Source organism: Longirhabdus pacifica (assembly GCF_004115085.1).
Lineage (GTDB): Bacteria > Bacillota > Bacilli > Paenibacillales > DSM-105158 > Longirhabdus > Longirhabdus pacifica.
This window is the reverse complement of record NZ_QXJP01000013.1, coordinates 1-15,053: the sequence shown is the minus strand read 5'-3', so window position 1 is coordinate 15,053 and position 15,053 is coordinate 1. Positions and strand designations below refer to the sequence as shown.

At 35.4% G+C, this 15,053-nt stretch carries 15 protein-coding genes; 6 read left to right on the top strand and 9 right to left on the bottom strand.

The window, feature by feature from the left end; genetic code table 11:
• Positions 1-242 precede the first annotated feature (242 nt).
• Positions 243-1,445, top strand: a complete 1,203-nt coding sequence (locus tag D1Z92_RS10580) for an acyltransferase (protein WP_128895646.1) — start codon at positions 243-245, stop codon at positions 1,443-1,445.
• 216 nt (positions 1,446-1,661) lie between these two features.
• Here D1Z92_RS10580 and D1Z92_RS10575 read toward each other — a convergent pair whose 3' ends face one another.
• The 7 genes from D1Z92_RS10575 to D1Z92_RS10545 form a co-directional block, all read right to left on the bottom strand.
• Positions 1,662-1,922 carry a metal-sensitive transcriptional regulator gene (locus D1Z92_RS10575; RefSeq protein WP_128895645.1) on the bottom strand — a complete coding sequence of 87 codons (261 nt, stop codon included), beginning with the start codon at positions 1,920-1,922 and terminating at the stop codon, positions 1,662-1,664.
• Between the two features lie 276 nt (positions 1,923-2,198).
• The gene (locus tag D1Z92_RS10570) at positions 2,199-2,582 is read right to left on the bottom strand and encodes a hypothetical protein (protein ID WP_128895644.1); all 384 of its coding nucleotides are present in this window, start codon (positions 2,580-2,582) and stop codon (positions 2,199-2,201) included.
• Positions 2,583-3,311, bottom strand: coding sequence for an ABC transporter ATP-binding protein (locus D1Z92_RS10565; protein WP_240666668.1), 729 nt, complete (start codon positions 3,309-3,311; stop codon positions 2,583-2,585). It abuts the gene before it with no gap.
• A complete protein-coding gene (locus D1Z92_RS10560; protein ID WP_128895643.1) occupies positions 3,304-4,122 on the bottom strand; it encodes an ABC transporter permease in 819 nt (272 codons plus the stop codon). The genes D1Z92_RS10565 and D1Z92_RS10560 overlap by 8 nt, the downstream gene beginning before the upstream one ends.
• Positions 4,119-4,841: a nitrous oxide reductase accessory protein NosL gene (locus tag D1Z92_RS10555; RefSeq protein ID WP_128895642.1), complete on the bottom strand. Its 723-nt coding sequence runs from the start codon at positions 4,839-4,841 to the stop codon at positions 4,119-4,121. The genes D1Z92_RS10560 and D1Z92_RS10555 overlap by 4 nt, the downstream gene beginning before the upstream one ends.
• A complete protein-coding gene (locus tag D1Z92_RS10550; RefSeq protein ID WP_164931561.1) occupies positions 4,834-6,210 on the bottom strand; it encodes a right-handed parallel beta-helix repeat-containing protein in 1,377 nt (458 codons plus the stop codon). The genes D1Z92_RS10555 and D1Z92_RS10550 overlap by 8 nt, the downstream gene beginning before the upstream one ends.
• 176 nt (positions 6,211-6,386) lie before the next feature.
• Complete coding sequence (locus tag D1Z92_RS10545) at positions 6,387-7,097, bottom strand: nitrous oxide reductase accessory protein NosL (protein WP_164931560.1); 711 nt, start codon at positions 7,095-7,097, stop codon at positions 6,387-6,389.
• 521 nt (positions 7,098-7,618) lie between these two features.
• Here D1Z92_RS10545 and D1Z92_RS10540 point away from each other — a divergent pair.
• Complete coding sequence (locus tag D1Z92_RS10540) at positions 7,619-8,362, top strand: nucleotidyltransferase domain-containing protein (protein WP_128895639.1); 744 nt, start codon at positions 7,619-7,621, stop codon at positions 8,360-8,362.
• A 62-nt stretch (positions 8,363-8,424) separates the two neighbouring features.
• On the opposite strand, the gene D1Z92_RS10535 is transcribed toward D1Z92_RS10540, so the two are convergent.
• Both D1Z92_RS10535 and D1Z92_RS10530 read right to left on the bottom strand, forming a co-directional pair.
• A complete protein-coding gene (locus D1Z92_RS10535; RefSeq protein WP_128895638.1) occupies positions 8,425-9,192 on the bottom strand; it encodes a hypothetical protein in 768 nt (255 codons plus the stop codon).
• Complete coding sequence (locus D1Z92_RS10530) at positions 9,179-9,988, bottom strand: ABC transporter ATP-binding protein (RefSeq protein WP_370741269.1); 810 nt, start codon at positions 9,986-9,988, stop codon at positions 9,179-9,181. The genes D1Z92_RS10535 and D1Z92_RS10530 overlap by 14 nt, the downstream gene beginning before the upstream one ends.
• An 836-nt stretch (positions 9,989-10,824) precedes the next feature.
• Here D1Z92_RS10530 and D1Z92_RS10525 point away from each other — a divergent pair.
• The 4 genes from D1Z92_RS10525 (at position 10,825) to metG (ending at position 14,668) form a co-directional block, all read left to right on the top strand.
• On the top strand, positions 10,825-11,469 hold the full coding sequence (locus D1Z92_RS10525) for a hypothetical protein (RefSeq protein ID WP_128895637.1): 645 nt from the start codon (positions 10,825-10,827) through the stop codon (positions 11,467-11,469).
• Between the two features lie 140 nt (positions 11,470-11,609).
• On the top strand, positions 11,610-12,020 hold the full coding sequence (locus D1Z92_RS10520) for a Fur family transcriptional regulator (RefSeq protein WP_128895636.1): 411 nt from the start codon (positions 11,610-11,612) through the stop codon (positions 12,018-12,020).
• Between the two features lie 17 nt (positions 12,021-12,037).
• The gene (gene yidD / locus D1Z92_RS10515) at positions 12,038-12,292 is read left to right on the top strand and encodes a membrane protein insertion efficiency factor YidD (RefSeq protein ID WP_128895635.1); all 255 of its coding nucleotides are present in this window, start codon (positions 12,038-12,040) and stop codon (positions 12,290-12,292) included.
• Between the two features lie 390 nt (positions 12,293-12,682).
• The gene (gene metG, locus D1Z92_RS10510) at positions 12,683-14,668 is read left to right on the top strand and encodes a methionine--tRNA ligase (RefSeq protein WP_128895634.1); all 1,986 of its coding nucleotides are present in this window, start codon (positions 12,683-12,685) and stop codon (positions 14,666-14,668) included.
• The last annotated feature ends 385 nt before the right edge of the window (positions 14,669-15,053 follow it).

The window sequence follows — 15,053 nt, the reverse complement described above, 5'->3', positions numbered from 1 at the left end:
TTGCATTTTGTACTATGACGAACACTTTTCTATCATATTAACCTTCTTTTTTGGAGAAAGTATCGTATCCTTCTCTATGATATGTTACTTTCTCCAATATTTTTATTATTGACTAATATGGATGATAGTATATTATTTGTCCTATATCTGTTATAATGTTGCATGGTCTATGTTCCTATTACTTTAGATGGTATACATCTATATAGATCATATTTTATCCTTTGCATAAAGGGGAGTACATCATGCAAAAACAAAAGCAAAAGCAGATCGACGAACTTTTTATTGTACGAGCTATTGCTATTTTTTCTGTGGTATTTTTCCATAGTATTGGAGAGTTTTTTGTTCGCTTAACGCCGGATTCTACTTGGTATCCGCTCTATCTTGCTGCACATACGATAGCGAAATTTGGTACGCCTACTTTTATTATGTTAAGTAGTTTTGTCCTATTTTTAAGCTATTACCATAAACCTTGGAATATAAAGAGAATAGGTCAATTTTATAAGCGAAGATTAATGTATATTATCATTCCATTTATTTTAATATCAGCCGTTTATTTTGGTTTTAAAGCTTATTATTATATTGATTATCCTAGTTACAAAGCAGCATTATTTGAATTTCTGCATCAATTATGGACAGGCACTGCGAACGGTCATTTATATTTTGTGTTTATTAGTGTGCAATTGTATATTTTGTTTCCAATATTGCTGGCTTTAATGAAAACATTTAAAACGTTAGCACGCCTTAGTATTTTTATTGGTTTTGCGTTGCAGTGGTCGTTTGTTATTTACACCGAAGTCAAACAAGTACCTTGGCATGAGTTTCCTATAACGAACGGTAGTATTGCGTTATCTTACTTTTCTTTTTATTTTCTAGGTGCATTTATGGGGATTTATTACGATAAAATAGAGAAGTTTATTTTAATTACCAAATCTTATTTTAAACACCATGCAGTAGGTTTTATTTCTTTTTGGTGTTTGGCTTTCATCAGTATGGGAGTAAATGTGATAGTGGAGTACGGAGTCAATGTACATCAGTGGCAAATACAGTATTATGCTTTATGGAGTTTGTTCATGTGGAATGTGAGATCCATTTTAACGGCTATTGTGGTCATGCAGCTTTCTTATTGGTTGTATCGTAAATTACCCGTATTTGTAGTAAATGGTCTTATCCATCTTGGCGTCGTTTCTTTTGGAGTTTATTTGATTCATCCATTAGTAAATTTTTTATATGTTGACAACATCGGCATTAGCGGTCACCCACTTGGCTTTCATTTAAGTGCCATGGCGATGATTGCAGCTGCGTTATTCCTTTCATGGATGGTAGTTGGTATGGCGATGAGGTATATTAGAGGTTCCTGGGTTTTATTTGGTGCTTTCCCGAAGAGAGTACCGTATGTAGCAAAACGTGATAAGCAAGCAGAAGATAGTAAGAGTGTTTCCATGTAATTTTGAATCTGGTGAGATTTCATGTCATATTTTAAAATGTAATGAATGTTGATGGAGAACATGCTCTAATGATGCATGTTCTTTTTTTATGAAAAACTGCCCTGAAAGAAGAAACTTCTCTTAAAAAAGAAACTGTCCTTAAAGCAGAAGATCTACTTTAGAACAGCCTCAGGGATAGTACAAAACATGTATTGATTTAATATACTCTACTCTTCATTATCTACTTTTTACAAATAAGTCTACAGCTTCTTTTAATATATCATCCGTTTGCTCGCCTTTTTCAATTTGAAGACGTAGACAATCTTCTAAGTTTTTACTAACAATAACACCAATATTACGGTCTATTGCATTCCGAGCGGCTAACATTTGACTAACGACTTCTTTACAGTCTTGTTCTGTTTCCATCATGTTTAACACACCGCGTATTTGTCCTTCAATTCTTTTCAGTCTATTTTTCATCTGCATGTTGTAATCCATCGTGCGTGCCTCAATTCTTTGTTGTATGTATTTTCATTATATACAGGTGGGGGTATGTCGGTCAATGGGCATTCAAACCAATTTTTACTAAAAAAATCCCTACCTACATGGGTTGGGAAAAATTTTAAGGTGAAGCGTATAATGCTTATGCTAGCACTAAAGCACTAGTTGATATGAAAGAGCATGCCATTTATATGAAAAAGCATGCTGTCATTTCCATCATGTTTGTTTTATTTAGATGATGCTCTTAGTTCTTCTCATGCTCGGCATAGACATTTATTCTGCAACGATGACTTGTCCACCATTTTCTTGTTGATGAAACCAAGGTAAGTACATGTGGATGACAATATCGTATGTACCAGCTTCCGTAAATGTGTGCTCTTCTGTTGTAAATACTGTTTCTTCTTGTTCCGATTCAAGGTTAATTCTATCATCTTGGTCTGTAAATGTTTTAATAAAATCCACTTCGACATCTATGCCTTCATAATTAGAAAGGTCAGATAATGTTACGTTAAATGTAACGGGTTCTCCTACTTTAATTTGATCTGGGTAATCGAGACTATATGTTGCTAATTCTAACTCTGGCAGCTCATCAGTAGTGCCACATCCTGAAAGAATAAGTGTAAGGGTCAATACCATCGTTGTTAGTAGTTTTTTCATTTAGTTTGTCTCCTTCATGACAATTTTAGAAAAGGCGCCATGTAAGCCGTTCTCACCATACTGTTCTTGGAATTGCTTTGTTTCACCTTGAGCCAATATGTGTCCCTCGTTTAAAAATATGAGTTTATCCGCCACTTGTTCAGCAATATGAAGCTGATGACTGGAAAAGAGAACGGACTGATTATTTTCTTTTGCTAGTTTCATTAACGTGACAAAGGAATCCATCCAAAAAGGATCTAGTCCGTTAGTAGGTTCATCTAAAATAAGTAGGGGAGGAGATGACAGTAACGCTTGTGCAAATATCAGACGTTGTCTCATCCCTTTTGAAAATGTATTCACTTTTTTCCCTCTTACTTCGTATAGACCTACTTGCGCTAATAATTCATCTATATTTTTCTTCGATGCTTGTTTTAATTTAGCATAAAATTGTAGTGTTTCATAGGCAGTTAAACCATTTGTAAATTGAAAGTCATCTGGCATATATCCAAAAAGATCTGCAATTTTTTTGCGATGTTTTGTTGCAGCATAGCCGCATAGATGAATGCTTCCAGCAGTGGGCTGTGTAAGCCCTACGATCATACGTATAATCGTGCTTTTTCCAGCTCCATTTCCACCGCAGAGCGCGATGACTTCTCCTTCTTTCATCGCTAAGGAGAAAGGCTCCACAATCGTCTTGTTTTTTATGACTTTAGTTAATTTATCAATCTGTAAAATAGGTGGATTAGACACGGTATCGCCTTCTTTCCCATATGAACGTTGCCACAAAAATGGTAAGCATAAGCCAAGCTAACATGACCAAACCAAAAACCATACTGCCGTAACTACCTTCCGCCCAATTCACCCATTGGTAGTATTCTTCACCGAATATAGAACCACCATCCATTTGGACTACCATAAAAAAGCGAATAAGCTCCGCAGGGTTTAAAAATGTCAATACAACAAGCGCGGGTTTAATCCACGTGTAGTGTAACCATCCTACGGAAGATATTAGAATCGTAGGCCAACCAACAATGGTGATAAACCATACAGCAACACATAGTGTAAGCGCTGTCCATCGATTGGAAGCAATGCTTCCTATAATAAATGAAATTCCTGTATAGAGCAATATGAGCAAAATCGAAAAGAAAACGAAAAAAATAAAAGTATTGAAATGTATTGGTTGTCCAAATATGGCACCAAACAATCCAGAAATCCCGTATCCAAACAAAATAATCGTAATGAGAAGGATAGTAATGCCAGTAAATTTACCGATGATAAAAGAACGTGTAGAGATGGAATACGTCGCTAAAAGTTTCCAAGCCCCGTCTTCTTTTTCTGATGTAAGGGAAAAAGAACCTAAAATCAGTGCCATGAGCGGAAGTAAAAATAAAATAAAATGCAGCAGACTCCCTGTTGTACTAGTGTATCCTTCCATACCTTGTTGTGCTTGAATAAGTATGAGAAAAATACTAAATAACGTGAACAAGGTCAGAAAGGAGTAGGCCCATGGATTGCGAAAACCAACCTTAAGCTCCCTATTTAATATAATCCATTCGTTCATTGATGTGTCTCCTCATCACTGTTGTTGTGATTATGCATGTCACCATCATGCTCAGTTTCATCGTCCATTTCATTCTGTATTTCATCTATGTTATGATTTGCTTTTGTATCAGTAGAGTTTTGGTGATCTTCATTTCCTTCATAGTGATAATCTTCTGGTAAGCCTTCTGGGAAATAGTAATCTATCCATTTCTGGTCGAAGGCATGGAGGTCCATTCCACTATACATGTTTATATCTACTCTCCAATGGTGATCCTCTTTTAAATCGTCAAACGTAAGTAATTGTCCTAATTGTTCTTCATCTATGAGTTTTTCTGCGCTTTCTTTATCTTTAAAAGAGTAAATGCCGAAACCCATTGGCGTTTGCAGAGACTCATCGTATACGAAGGTTGCTTCATGCATGTGAACCCATTCCAGTGTGTAATAGTCTCGCACATACTCAGCGGCAATATTTGCATCAGGCTTGATGTCTCGCTTATAAATATGTTGACACCCAATATCATCAAATTTTAACACTTTTCCGTTTTCTAATACGAGTTGTGTAGCAAATTCATCATTAGCTACTCCCATATGACATACGTCACAAATATCTACACCTTCTATAACGTCGTCCGCATTTACTGCTGCTTTATTGTTTTCTCCGCCGCCACAACCAGTGATGAATATGGTTGTGATGACGAGGTAACCTATCACGTTATGCAATTTCATTTTTTTAATCATTCTTCTTCACTCCTGCTTTTAAAATAACGAAAGAACTCAAGGCAGTAAATAAAATAGAGACAGTGATTAAGCTAACAGATTGCTCATTGTCTGTGTTTACTGTGTGGAGTGGAGCCATGCTAGGACTTTCATCACTTACCCATTCATCAGAATCGATGGAAAATAACTGTTCTAATAGAACCATCCCAGGTGACTGAAATAAAATTTGAAACTGAGGGCGTTCATCTGTCAATGTTAAAAAATAAGGGTTAATCTTATATGTTAAATCACTTTGGGTATCTCCTTGTAGGTCCAGCTTTTCTGAGTCATCCCAGAAGTTATTTTTGATGATATTACTTTGCTCAGCACTTTGATTGTTATTGCTATCCGTATCTGAAATAGCCTGTGCTTGAACAACGTTTGCCTGTAAAGTGTTGCCTGTAAATGTGTTTTCCGTAGAATCTTTCCACTGCACGCCTACAAAATTTTTGGAAATAAAGTTATGTTGAATGAGATTTCTTTGCGCTCGCTCCACAATAATTCCAATTCTATTTCCTTCTACAGTATTGTTTTCAATCGTTGTATCGTAAGCATCAAATAATAAAATGCCTTGAGAATGCACGTTTTGATTTTGTTCAGCCAGCACATTATTTTTTACGATTGTGTTTCTCACTTGCATAATCATCGTACCCGTTACATTCCGATAACTTTCATTGTTTATAATTTGTGTATCATTCGTGTACATTAAATGATAGGCATACCTTGAGTTAAACACGATATTTTCTTCAATAACGTTACGATCTACATTTTCTAAATAAATGGCATCATACATGTTGTCGACATGGTTTTGTATGATATGGTTATCATTGGAGTCATCATACAGTTCAATACCGTTTCCTCTTCGTTGAATCATGCCATTCTGTACTTCAGGTGTTGTTCCTATTATCGTCAAGTTGCTTAAAGTGTTATCACTGGAACCGAATAAGTGTATACCCGTTGATTTTGTTTCTATGTTTACATTAGTAAGTTGATGGTTATTTCCATACATTTCTAATACGCGATGCTTGTAGTGAGGGTGAGTGGAATTGATGTTTAATCCATCTATTGTTACGTTTTCACCTTCTATAATGAGTAACGTAGCATCTGCGTCATAAGTAAGTGTTGTCTCAGCAGCAGATATACTTAATGGTTTATTTACTTTTATCGTCCCATAATATGTTCCTTTTGGAAATACAATACTATCTCCTGCAACACTTTTCTCAATGATGTTTTGCAGTTTAGAAGCATCTTCGTACTCATTAGCGTAAATAGTAGTATTCCAGCTAGAAACGTACAAGAATAGCATCAGTATGCATAACAAGTAATTCTTTTTCAGTACGCTCACCTCCACTTTCCATATGCTCCATTTTAGCATAATGTTTTTGCTGTAACGGTAATAAGTGTGTCTGTCTTTTAAACAAAATGTGAAAACGATATGAGATAAAAAAATGACGGAATATAAGTTTATGTTGATTTTAATATGAAAAGAAGTGTCCTATGCAGTGACACTTCTTTCCCGAATTTAAATTACTCTTCACTATTTGTTTCTTCCATGTCAGTATGTTCATCATGATTCATGCTCTCGTCGTTTTCCATGTCAGAGTGTTCATCATGGCTCATGCTTTCGTCGTGTTCCATGTCAGAGTGTTCATCATGGCTCATGCTTTCGTCGTGTTCCATGTCAGAGTGTTCATCATGATCCATGCTCTCGTCGTTTTCCATGTCACCTTCCTCTTGATGGTTGCCATGATCATGATTTGCATTAGCTCTAGTCCATTCATGATCGTTTACTAATTGCTCATATGAAAATAACTTTCCAACTTCTTGCTCTGCTATAAATTGTTCAGCATCTTCTTTTTCATTGAAAGAGTATACACCAAATCCCATCGGAGTATGTAATGATGCGTCATACACAAAATAAGCATCTTCAATTTTTAACCACTCTAATGAATTGTAATCTCTTACATATTCTACGTTAATCTCTTTTGCTGTGTTTTTTTCTTTCCATAGGACCATATCGCCTAAATCATCAAATTTATACACTTTTCCTTCTTCTGTAATGAGTTGTGTAGCGTGATGATCATCGGCAATAACCATGTTGCATTCTTCACAAATATCTACACCTTCGATGATTGCTTCAGGTTCAAATAATTCTTGCTCGTTACTACAGCCTACAAGCACTAGTGCTATTACAAATAGCAGCATAAAAGATTTCTTTGATTGGTTCCAAAATTTCATTAGAAATACTCCCACCTTCATGATAGTTAAGTGATTACAATTTATTTTATCACGTATCTTTCTGATAAAAAGTTCGTATTTTTAACTAAAAAGTGACAGTTTTTACATTGAGGCGAGTGTCATCTAATTCTCATCATGAATATACATAATTCAGCTAGCAATATAATGATCACTAATCTTCCAAATGTCATGTCATCTATGTATAAGCATACTGGATTTGGATTTTACATTACCCTCTCGCATGTGCGAGAGGATAATTAACCATCATTAGACTACGAATCCAGCTGCCAAGATAATTACAAGTAAGATAAATAAAACTAAAATGATTGAAGCACAAGAACAAGGGTTATAACCATATCCTTTTGCGTAGCTCATGTAATGGTCCTCCTTCCATTTCTTAAGATACTTCAAGTATATGTAACTTAGTGACGATGTGTATGGGGCACCTTACCTATAGTTTAATAAATGCTCATATGTCATGGTTGGAGGAAAGTTATAAATCAATGGGGAGGCAAGAGAAAATGAACTTAGAAGCTATTGCTACAGCAAAAGCATGTGTAGCAGAGTATTTCCCTAATGCACGTTTTGCATCGTTATCTGGTAGTGTCATTATGGGTACCGATACTGTCAATTCAGACCTAGATATCGTCGTTTGTGATGATGAAGAAGAAACGCCATTTCGCCAATCTTTTTATTACAACGAGAGGCAGGTAGAGATTTTCGTGATTAACACGAAAGTATACCCTTATTTTTTTGAGCAATCTATTGAGACAAGAATTCCTACGATGCTGAAAATGTTAAGTCACGCTTATGTTATCAAAGACGATGGCATCGGGGAGCAAATCATGAATGAAGCAAAAAAACTATTTAATGAAGGCCCAGGGCAGTGGTCAGAATCACAGATTATCCAGAGTCGCTACGAAATTACCGATAACTTATATGATTTCATTGATTTGTATGATCGCGAAGAGCTTTTGTATACAGCTAATACGTTGCTGCAACGTATTCATGAATTTATTGTAGGAACAAGAGGAAATTGGAATGGAATTGGGAAATGGGGTATTCGTCAACTAAAAGTGGATCACCTTCAACTGAGTGAAGAATTGGTGAGTGCTTTCGATGCTTTTTATTTGCGAGGGGAGAAAGAAAAGATTATTGCATTTGTAGATAATATACTGGAACCGCACGGTGGGAGATTTTTTAATGGATATTTTGCATTATCTGATATCTCTAGTGAGGATGTTGAAGAGAGCAAAGAGAACTAAGCTCTCTATTTTTTCATTATTTTTGCAGGTTTACAGGTTGCACTAGCTGCTGCGAATAGTGATTAACTAGTCATTGCAGTATCTAATTTCAAGTCTGGACAGTTGCTGCAGCATGTTCGATCCATCGTCAATTTTTTTAAACAGCACGTTTTTCTTATTCGGAATTGCTCATTAGGCTGATCTGGATGGGGAATAAAAGTACCTTCAATATGTAGAGGGTTAGCTTCATAATCGCCATAGAGAGCTGGATCAGCAATTTGCGTTACATATGCATGGTCTTGCTTTATTTGTGTTTTTAATGAATCAGGTACATCCAGTTCTTTTACCCCTTCTCTATACATGTAATTCACGTATCCAAGCAGGTTTTCCCAAAGAATTTCTAGTTTTATTTTCGTCATGTTATGGATAGTACGAAAGAAAGGATCAATATTGTGTTGGAATAAAACTGTCAAACAATCATCTTTCCATTCCTGACTACTTTGCGCATTTTCCGTTGGTATCCAAGCTGCTTGATCAAAATATATATACGGGACGTTGTTCCTAGCAACATATAATGTCATATGCTCAGGTTTTGCGGATAAATGTAAATGTAAATAACTCATCAAAAAAGGAACTCCACAAATCATGTGTCCATAATATTTAGTGTAAATAGATGCAGCGGCAGCAAAGTTATCTGTTTCTAAGTGTTTGGCATATTCTAAAATCATTTCTTTTAATGTATTTTCATTCAACATATCTTTCATGCTAATAGAAAATATAGGATCTTCTATTTTTTCAAAAACGAAGTGAAATTTTTCTTTTAATAGTGTTTTGTACTCAGACGACAGCATCCATTCGTTCCTCCAATTCAATTTTTCTTCCTTTACCTGTTGGTATGCACAGTGGAGTGCAATATATCGGATCACAAATAACTTGGCATTGCAAATCAAATACATTACGAATCATTTGTGGGTGAACGACCGTTTCTGGTTTACCTTCCGCATACACTTTGCGGTCTTTAATCGCTACTACATGATGGGCATAACGACATGCTAAATTAATATCATGCAAGACCATAATGATCGTTCTGTTTTCTTTTTCATTTAAATCAAAAAGTAAATCTAAAATTTCAATCTGATGCGTTATATCTAAGTATGTAGTTGGCTCATCTAGTAAAATAGTGTCTGTGTTTTGTGCTAATGTCATGGCAATCCATGCTCTTTGTTTGAGTCCACCGGAGAGTGTGTCCAAAGGTGCATCTTTATATGCTTCCATGTTGGTGGCCTTTAATGCTGTCGTTACGTAAAATTCATCCTCCTCAGACCACTGCTTTAAAAAGTTTTGATAACAATACCGACCTTGTTTAACGAGTTGGAATACAGTTAAGCCTTCTGGAGGCACAGGACTCTGGGGTAATATAGCGAGTTGTTTGGCTAGTTTTTTAGTCGGGATTTTATGAATGTTTTTCCCATCTAATACAATAGAACCTTCATTTGGTTTTAATAATCTTGCCATGCTACGTAGCAAAGTAGATTTACCACATCCATTACTGCCTAAAAAAACCGTAATTTTTCCTTTTGGAATCTCAATATTTATGTCATCTAATACAAGCTTATCACTGTACATCATTTTCATATTTTTTGTCATTAAGGACATGATAAACACTCCCTGTTTGCGCTTAATATATAATTATTCTTCCGAATTAAATAATTAGAGTGAAGATAAAACGCTTGATACAATCATCATTATAATGAAATCGATAATCATTTTCAATGACTTCGCAACAAGAAGTTGAATGTTTTTTCTTATTGCGCTACAGTATGGGTGGTTAAATGAGAATAATTTTCAATTGCATTTCATTTATTATACAACAAAAATAAAAGGAGATGTGAAAAAGTATATCACTTCCACAAAAAAGACATGAATATAGACCAATGAAAGAGGTAAATTATATTGAGATTAGGGAAAAAAAGAAGAGGTAGTGCTCAAATGTTTTGTGTGTTTTTAAAAAAATAGAAAACTTTTTTAAAATAAAGCAATAAAAAAGTGTTTATGATGATTCAGATTTGATAGAATAAACACAAAGATACTCAGCAGGTAATTTTCAATCCTGTTTAAGTCATTATAAGCTTAAAAGATAAGTTTAAAAATAATATAATATATGGTAAAATTATTAAAATTAATCATTCAACATGTCATGATTTTTGTTTGCAAATCTAAAAAATTTTAAATTCTAGATATTTACTATTTAACATTGAACTTTATAGCATTAATGCACAAACACATTTTGATATTTATTTTATGATGTTTGTGATGTATTATTAATGAATTAAGAAACTTGGTGTCAAAAAGGAAGTATATTTTCCTTTGTATACATAATGCACTTGTGATTATATTGGATAACTAAACAAAATATTTTGTACTATGCATAGGAGTGGAGTCCGTATGGTCATGAAGATTTTAATAGGGAAAGGAGGCATATAATGGATAAAGATATTAAATTGTATGTTAAAAATGGTGATAAAGAAATGAGTTTGGAGCTTGCGGAAGTAGATGAGTATCAGAAGCTTATACTCATTGAACATGTGTTCAGTATATTTGGTGTAGATACGGAGCTACTAAAATCGTATCAAGAAGTAGAGAAAATATATAAAATGTTCTACCAGGATATGAAACCCACAGAAGACAAGCCTTCTGTGAAAGGAAAAACGAAAAATATAGATGAAGTACGCCATAATATGATTCAATCCTATATGGAAGCTTCAGCTGAGATAGAAAAAGTTGGGGAAAAGCCGTCAAATAATAACAATTTTTCTTCTATTCAGAAAAATCAAGATCATGCATTGAGGTCAGATATTGACAAAGGAATACGCCAAATTAATGGATTGCCTCATTACCAGTTATTTTATGCATGCCCAAATGAAAAATGTAGAATGGAAAGAAAACATAAAGGGAAGCAGTTTGTACCTTTAAGTACAAAGACAGTAACATGTTCGTCATGCAACACAGAGATGGAAGTATCTCCTGCTCACCCAGACGGATTTCCAAAACGAGATACATTCGGTAATTATTTTGTTTCCGGTTTATTTAAAGATGTACAGTTAGATTGGCCAGAATTGAAAATATAAGCATAGATGTTTCAACGTTGCACTATTAAATTGTAAGAGTGTAATGTGGAGGGAAAGTTTTCATTTTCTTTATCCTGTTTTATCATTATGATATATTGTAAAGAGGTTTAAATACTTGAAAGTTTAAAGAAGGGATATTTGTGACTGTACAAGAAGTGCTTAACGTAATGTCCGAAAAAGGGCTGCGTATAACAGAACAACGTAAAACCTTGGCAGAACTTTTTGTCAACACAACTTCACAGTTAACGGCAAAACAAGTTCATTCATTTTTATCACAAACATACAGTGGTCTCAGTTTCGATACGGTATATCGGAATTTACGTGTATTAACGGAAATGAACGTGCTAGAGCAGTTTGTTTTTGAAGATGGTATGAAGTTTAAACTTCACTGTAGCAGCGAAGAACATCACCATCATTTGATTTGTTTGCAATGTGAAAAAACGTTTCCTCTACATTATTGTCCTATGGAAGAAGTGAAGCATTTATCTCATGATTTTGAACCTGTGAAACATAAATTCGAAGTTTTTGGATACTGTAAGGATTGTAAGTAGTGGGTGATCAGATGATAATGAAGCGGACATTGAAGATGCCAATTCACTTCTATAGAAAGTTTCTTTCACCACTCAAACCGCCAACATGTCGATTTTATCCAACGTGTTCCGAATATGCACTGCAAGCCATTGACAAACATGGTGCTGGTAAGGGGTTGGTATTAACTGCCAAACGTATTAGTAAATGTCATCCTTTCCACGATGGTGGATTAGACCCTGTACCAGAAGTAGATGATGTTCCTGGCAACAAAAAGGACGAGCTGGTAAAATAGAAACGTTTTGTGTACAATACGTAATAAGATGTAATGTTTAATACATGTGACCGATGAACGGATGAGTACTTTTACGAAGCGATTACAGAGAGCCAGGTTAGCTGAAAACTGGTATCGTATGAGGAAAGGGAAGATGGTCCTGGAGGATTTGCTATCGAGCTGATAGGTTATACCTGTTTAGTAAGAGGCAACGTATGCTTGGCGTTAACGAGTGAAGTCTATGACTTACTAAGCTCTTTGTTTGTGAGAATAAAGAGAAATTTGGGTGGTAACACGTGATCAGCTCTCGTCCCATAGGACAAGGGCTTTTTTTTGTGTTTCAGGATAATTTTCATGGTAATTTCATGATTGTAAAATTTTATGATGTTAAAATAGGAGGACTTTCATTAAATGAGTAGCGAAAAGAAAACATTTTATATTACGACGCCTATATATTATCCAAGCGGAAAATTACATATTGGTCATGCCTATACGACGGTTGCAGGTGATGCGATGGCACGGTATAAGAGACTACGTGGATATGAAGTCATGTACTTAACAGGAACGGACGAACACGGTCAAAAAATTGAGAAAAAAGCGAAAGAACAAGGCGTCACCCCTCAAGCTTTTGTAGATGACATTGTAAGTGGTATTCAACAGCTATGGAAAAAGCTAGACGTTCAATATGATGATTTTATACGAACAACGGAAACAAGACATAAACAAGTTGTAGAAAAAATCTTCGCTGCCTTACTGGAAAAAGGAGATATTTATTTAGATCATTATGAAGGTTGGTACTGTACAGACTGTGAAGCCTTTTTCCTAGAAAGACAATTAGAGGATGGCAATTGCCCGGATTGCGGCAGAGCTGTGGGTAAAGTAAAGGAAGAAAGTTATTTCTTTAAGGTAAGTAAATATGCGGACAGACTGTTAAAATATTATGAGGATCATCCAGATTTCATTCAACCAACGTCACGTAAAAATGAAATGATTAACAATTTCATTAAGCCTGGACTAGAAGATTTAGCTGTTTCCCGTACTACGTTTGATTGGGGAGTAAAAGTGCCAGGAGATCCTAAACACGTCGTTTACGTATGGATTGATGCATTGTCTAATTATATTACGGCATTGGGATATGGTTCTGATGATGCCACTAAATATAACAAGTTCTGGCCTGCAGACGTTCATTTAGTAGGAAAAGAAATTGTCCGTTTTCACACCATCTATTGGCCTGTCTTGCTTATGGCCTTGGACTTGCCTTTACCGAAAAAGATCTTTGCTCACGGTTGGTTGTTAATGAACGGTGGTAAAATGTCGAAATCTAAAGGTAACGTGGTTGATCCTGTGACGCTTATTGATCGTTATGGATTAGATAGCGTTCGTTACTATTTATTGCGCGAAGTTCCATTTGGTGCCGATGGAAGTTTCACTCCAGAAAACTTTGTGGAAAGAATCAATTTTGACTTAGCCAATGATTTAGGGAACTTATTAAATCGGACGGTTGCGATGATTCATAAATATTTTGAAGGTGTTATCCCTACGTATAAAGGCAATGTTACCGTGCATGATGAGTCATTGAAACATACTATGAACGAAGTGATATCCGAAGTGGAAGATGCGTTAGAAACGATGCAATTTTCTGTAGGACTAACTTCTATATGGAAGCTTGTTAGTAGTGCGAATAAATATATTGATCTGACAGAGCCATGGAAACTTGCAAAACAAGAGGAAAGTAAGGAAGAGCTTGCATCCGTTATGATTCATCTTGTTGAGGCATTACGTAGTATTTCTATTATGTTACAGCCTTTCTTAGCTGAAACGCCAAAGAAAATGTGGGAACAGCTTGGCTTACATGATGAATCCGTAACGAGTTGGGAGAGTATGCAACACCTTGGAAACATTGCAGAAGGTACAAAAGTAGCAAAAGCAGATCCGATCTTCCCTCGATTAGAGATGGAGAAAGAAATAGTGTACATTGTAGAATCGATGGGTGCAAAAGTGAAAACAAAGGAAGAGCAAGAACAAGAAAAAGAGCAACAAAACAAATCCAAAAAACAAACAGATGAAGAAGTCCCGATGATCTCGATAGATGACTTTAGTAAAGTAGAATTAAGAGTGGGTCAAGTGATAGCAGCAGAGAAAATAAAGAAAGCAGATAAATTGCTGAAAATACAATTGGATATGGGAAATGAACAACGACAAGTTGTTTCAGGTATTGCCCAACATGTAACGGTAGAGGAATTAACTGGTCAGAAAGTAATTTGTGTCACGAACTTAAAGCCGGTAAAGTTACGAGGAGAACTTTCTCAGGGCATGATACTTGCCGCATCCAAAGGGGATAAGCTTACGCTTGCTACGGTGCCACAGCATATGCCGAATGGTTCTATCGTGAAATAATGTTTTAGAAATACATCGTTCAGATTGAAAAGACCACGTAACAAGATAAATGTGCCGTCCCTATGGGACGGCTAGTCCACGTGAACTAATTTATATGTGTGTAAAAGATAAATGTTATTAAATCTAATGAATATAGGGAATTATATGTATAGATAAGTTAGCTGTTTTCTAATTAAGTAGGCTTTCTGCTCTAAAAGTATTGACTAAATCGTAATCATTACGTATAATCATTTTTGTTAAATCAAAACCATATAAGATGAAGAAATAATGAGAACTAAGTTTACGCCTCAGTAGCCAGGCGTAAAGGTTAATATAGAGATTTCTCCATCTTATGAATAGAGGTAATAAGTTGGTTGAACAAGTTCATTCAACTTATCTATAAGAT

Bases quoted from the DNA above. Each gene is read 5' to 3' on its own strand.
- D1Z92_RS10580 (WP_128895646.1), top strand. From the start codon at position 243: ATGCAAAAACAAAAGCAAAAGCAGATCGACGAACTTTTTATTGTACGA.
- D1Z92_RS10575 (WP_128895645.1), bottom strand. From the start codon at position 1,922: ATGGATTACAACATGCAGATGAAAAATAGACTGAAAAGAATTGAAGGA.
- D1Z92_RS10570 (WP_128895644.1), bottom strand. From the start codon at position 2,582: ATGAAAAAACTACTAACAACGATGGTATTGACCCTTACACTTATTCTT.
- D1Z92_RS10560 (WP_128895643.1), bottom strand. From the start codon at position 4,122: ATGAACGAATGGATTATATTAAATAGGGAGCTTAAGGTTGGTTTTCGC.
- D1Z92_RS10555 (WP_128895642.1), bottom strand. From the start codon at position 4,841: ATGATTAAAAAAATGAAATTGCATAACGTGATAGGTTACCTCGTCATC.
- D1Z92_RS10545 (WP_164931560.1), bottom strand. From the start codon at position 7,097: ATGAAATTTTGGAACCAATCAAAGAAATCTTTTATGCTGCTATTTGTA.
- D1Z92_RS10540 (WP_128895639.1), top strand. From the start codon at position 7,619: ATGAACTTAGAAGCTATTGCTACAGCAAAAGCATGTGTAGCAGAGTAT.
- D1Z92_RS10535 (WP_128895638.1), bottom strand. From the start codon at position 9,192: ATGCTGTCGTCTGAGTACAAAACACTATTAAAAGAAAAATTTCACTTC.
- D1Z92_RS10530 (WP_370741269.1), bottom strand. From the start codon at position 9,988: ATGACAAAAAATATGAAAATGATGTACAGTGATAAGCTTGTATTAGAT.
- D1Z92_RS10525 (WP_128895637.1), top strand. From the start codon at position 10,825: ATGGATAAAGATATTAAATTGTATGTTAAAAATGGTGATAAAGAAATG.
- yidD (WP_128895635.1), top strand. From the start codon at position 12,038: ATGAAGCGGACATTGAAGATGCCAATTCACTTCTATAGAAAGTTTCTT.
- metG (WP_128895634.1), top strand. From the start codon at position 12,683: ATGAGTAGCGAAAAGAAAACATTTTATATTACGACGCCTATATATTAT.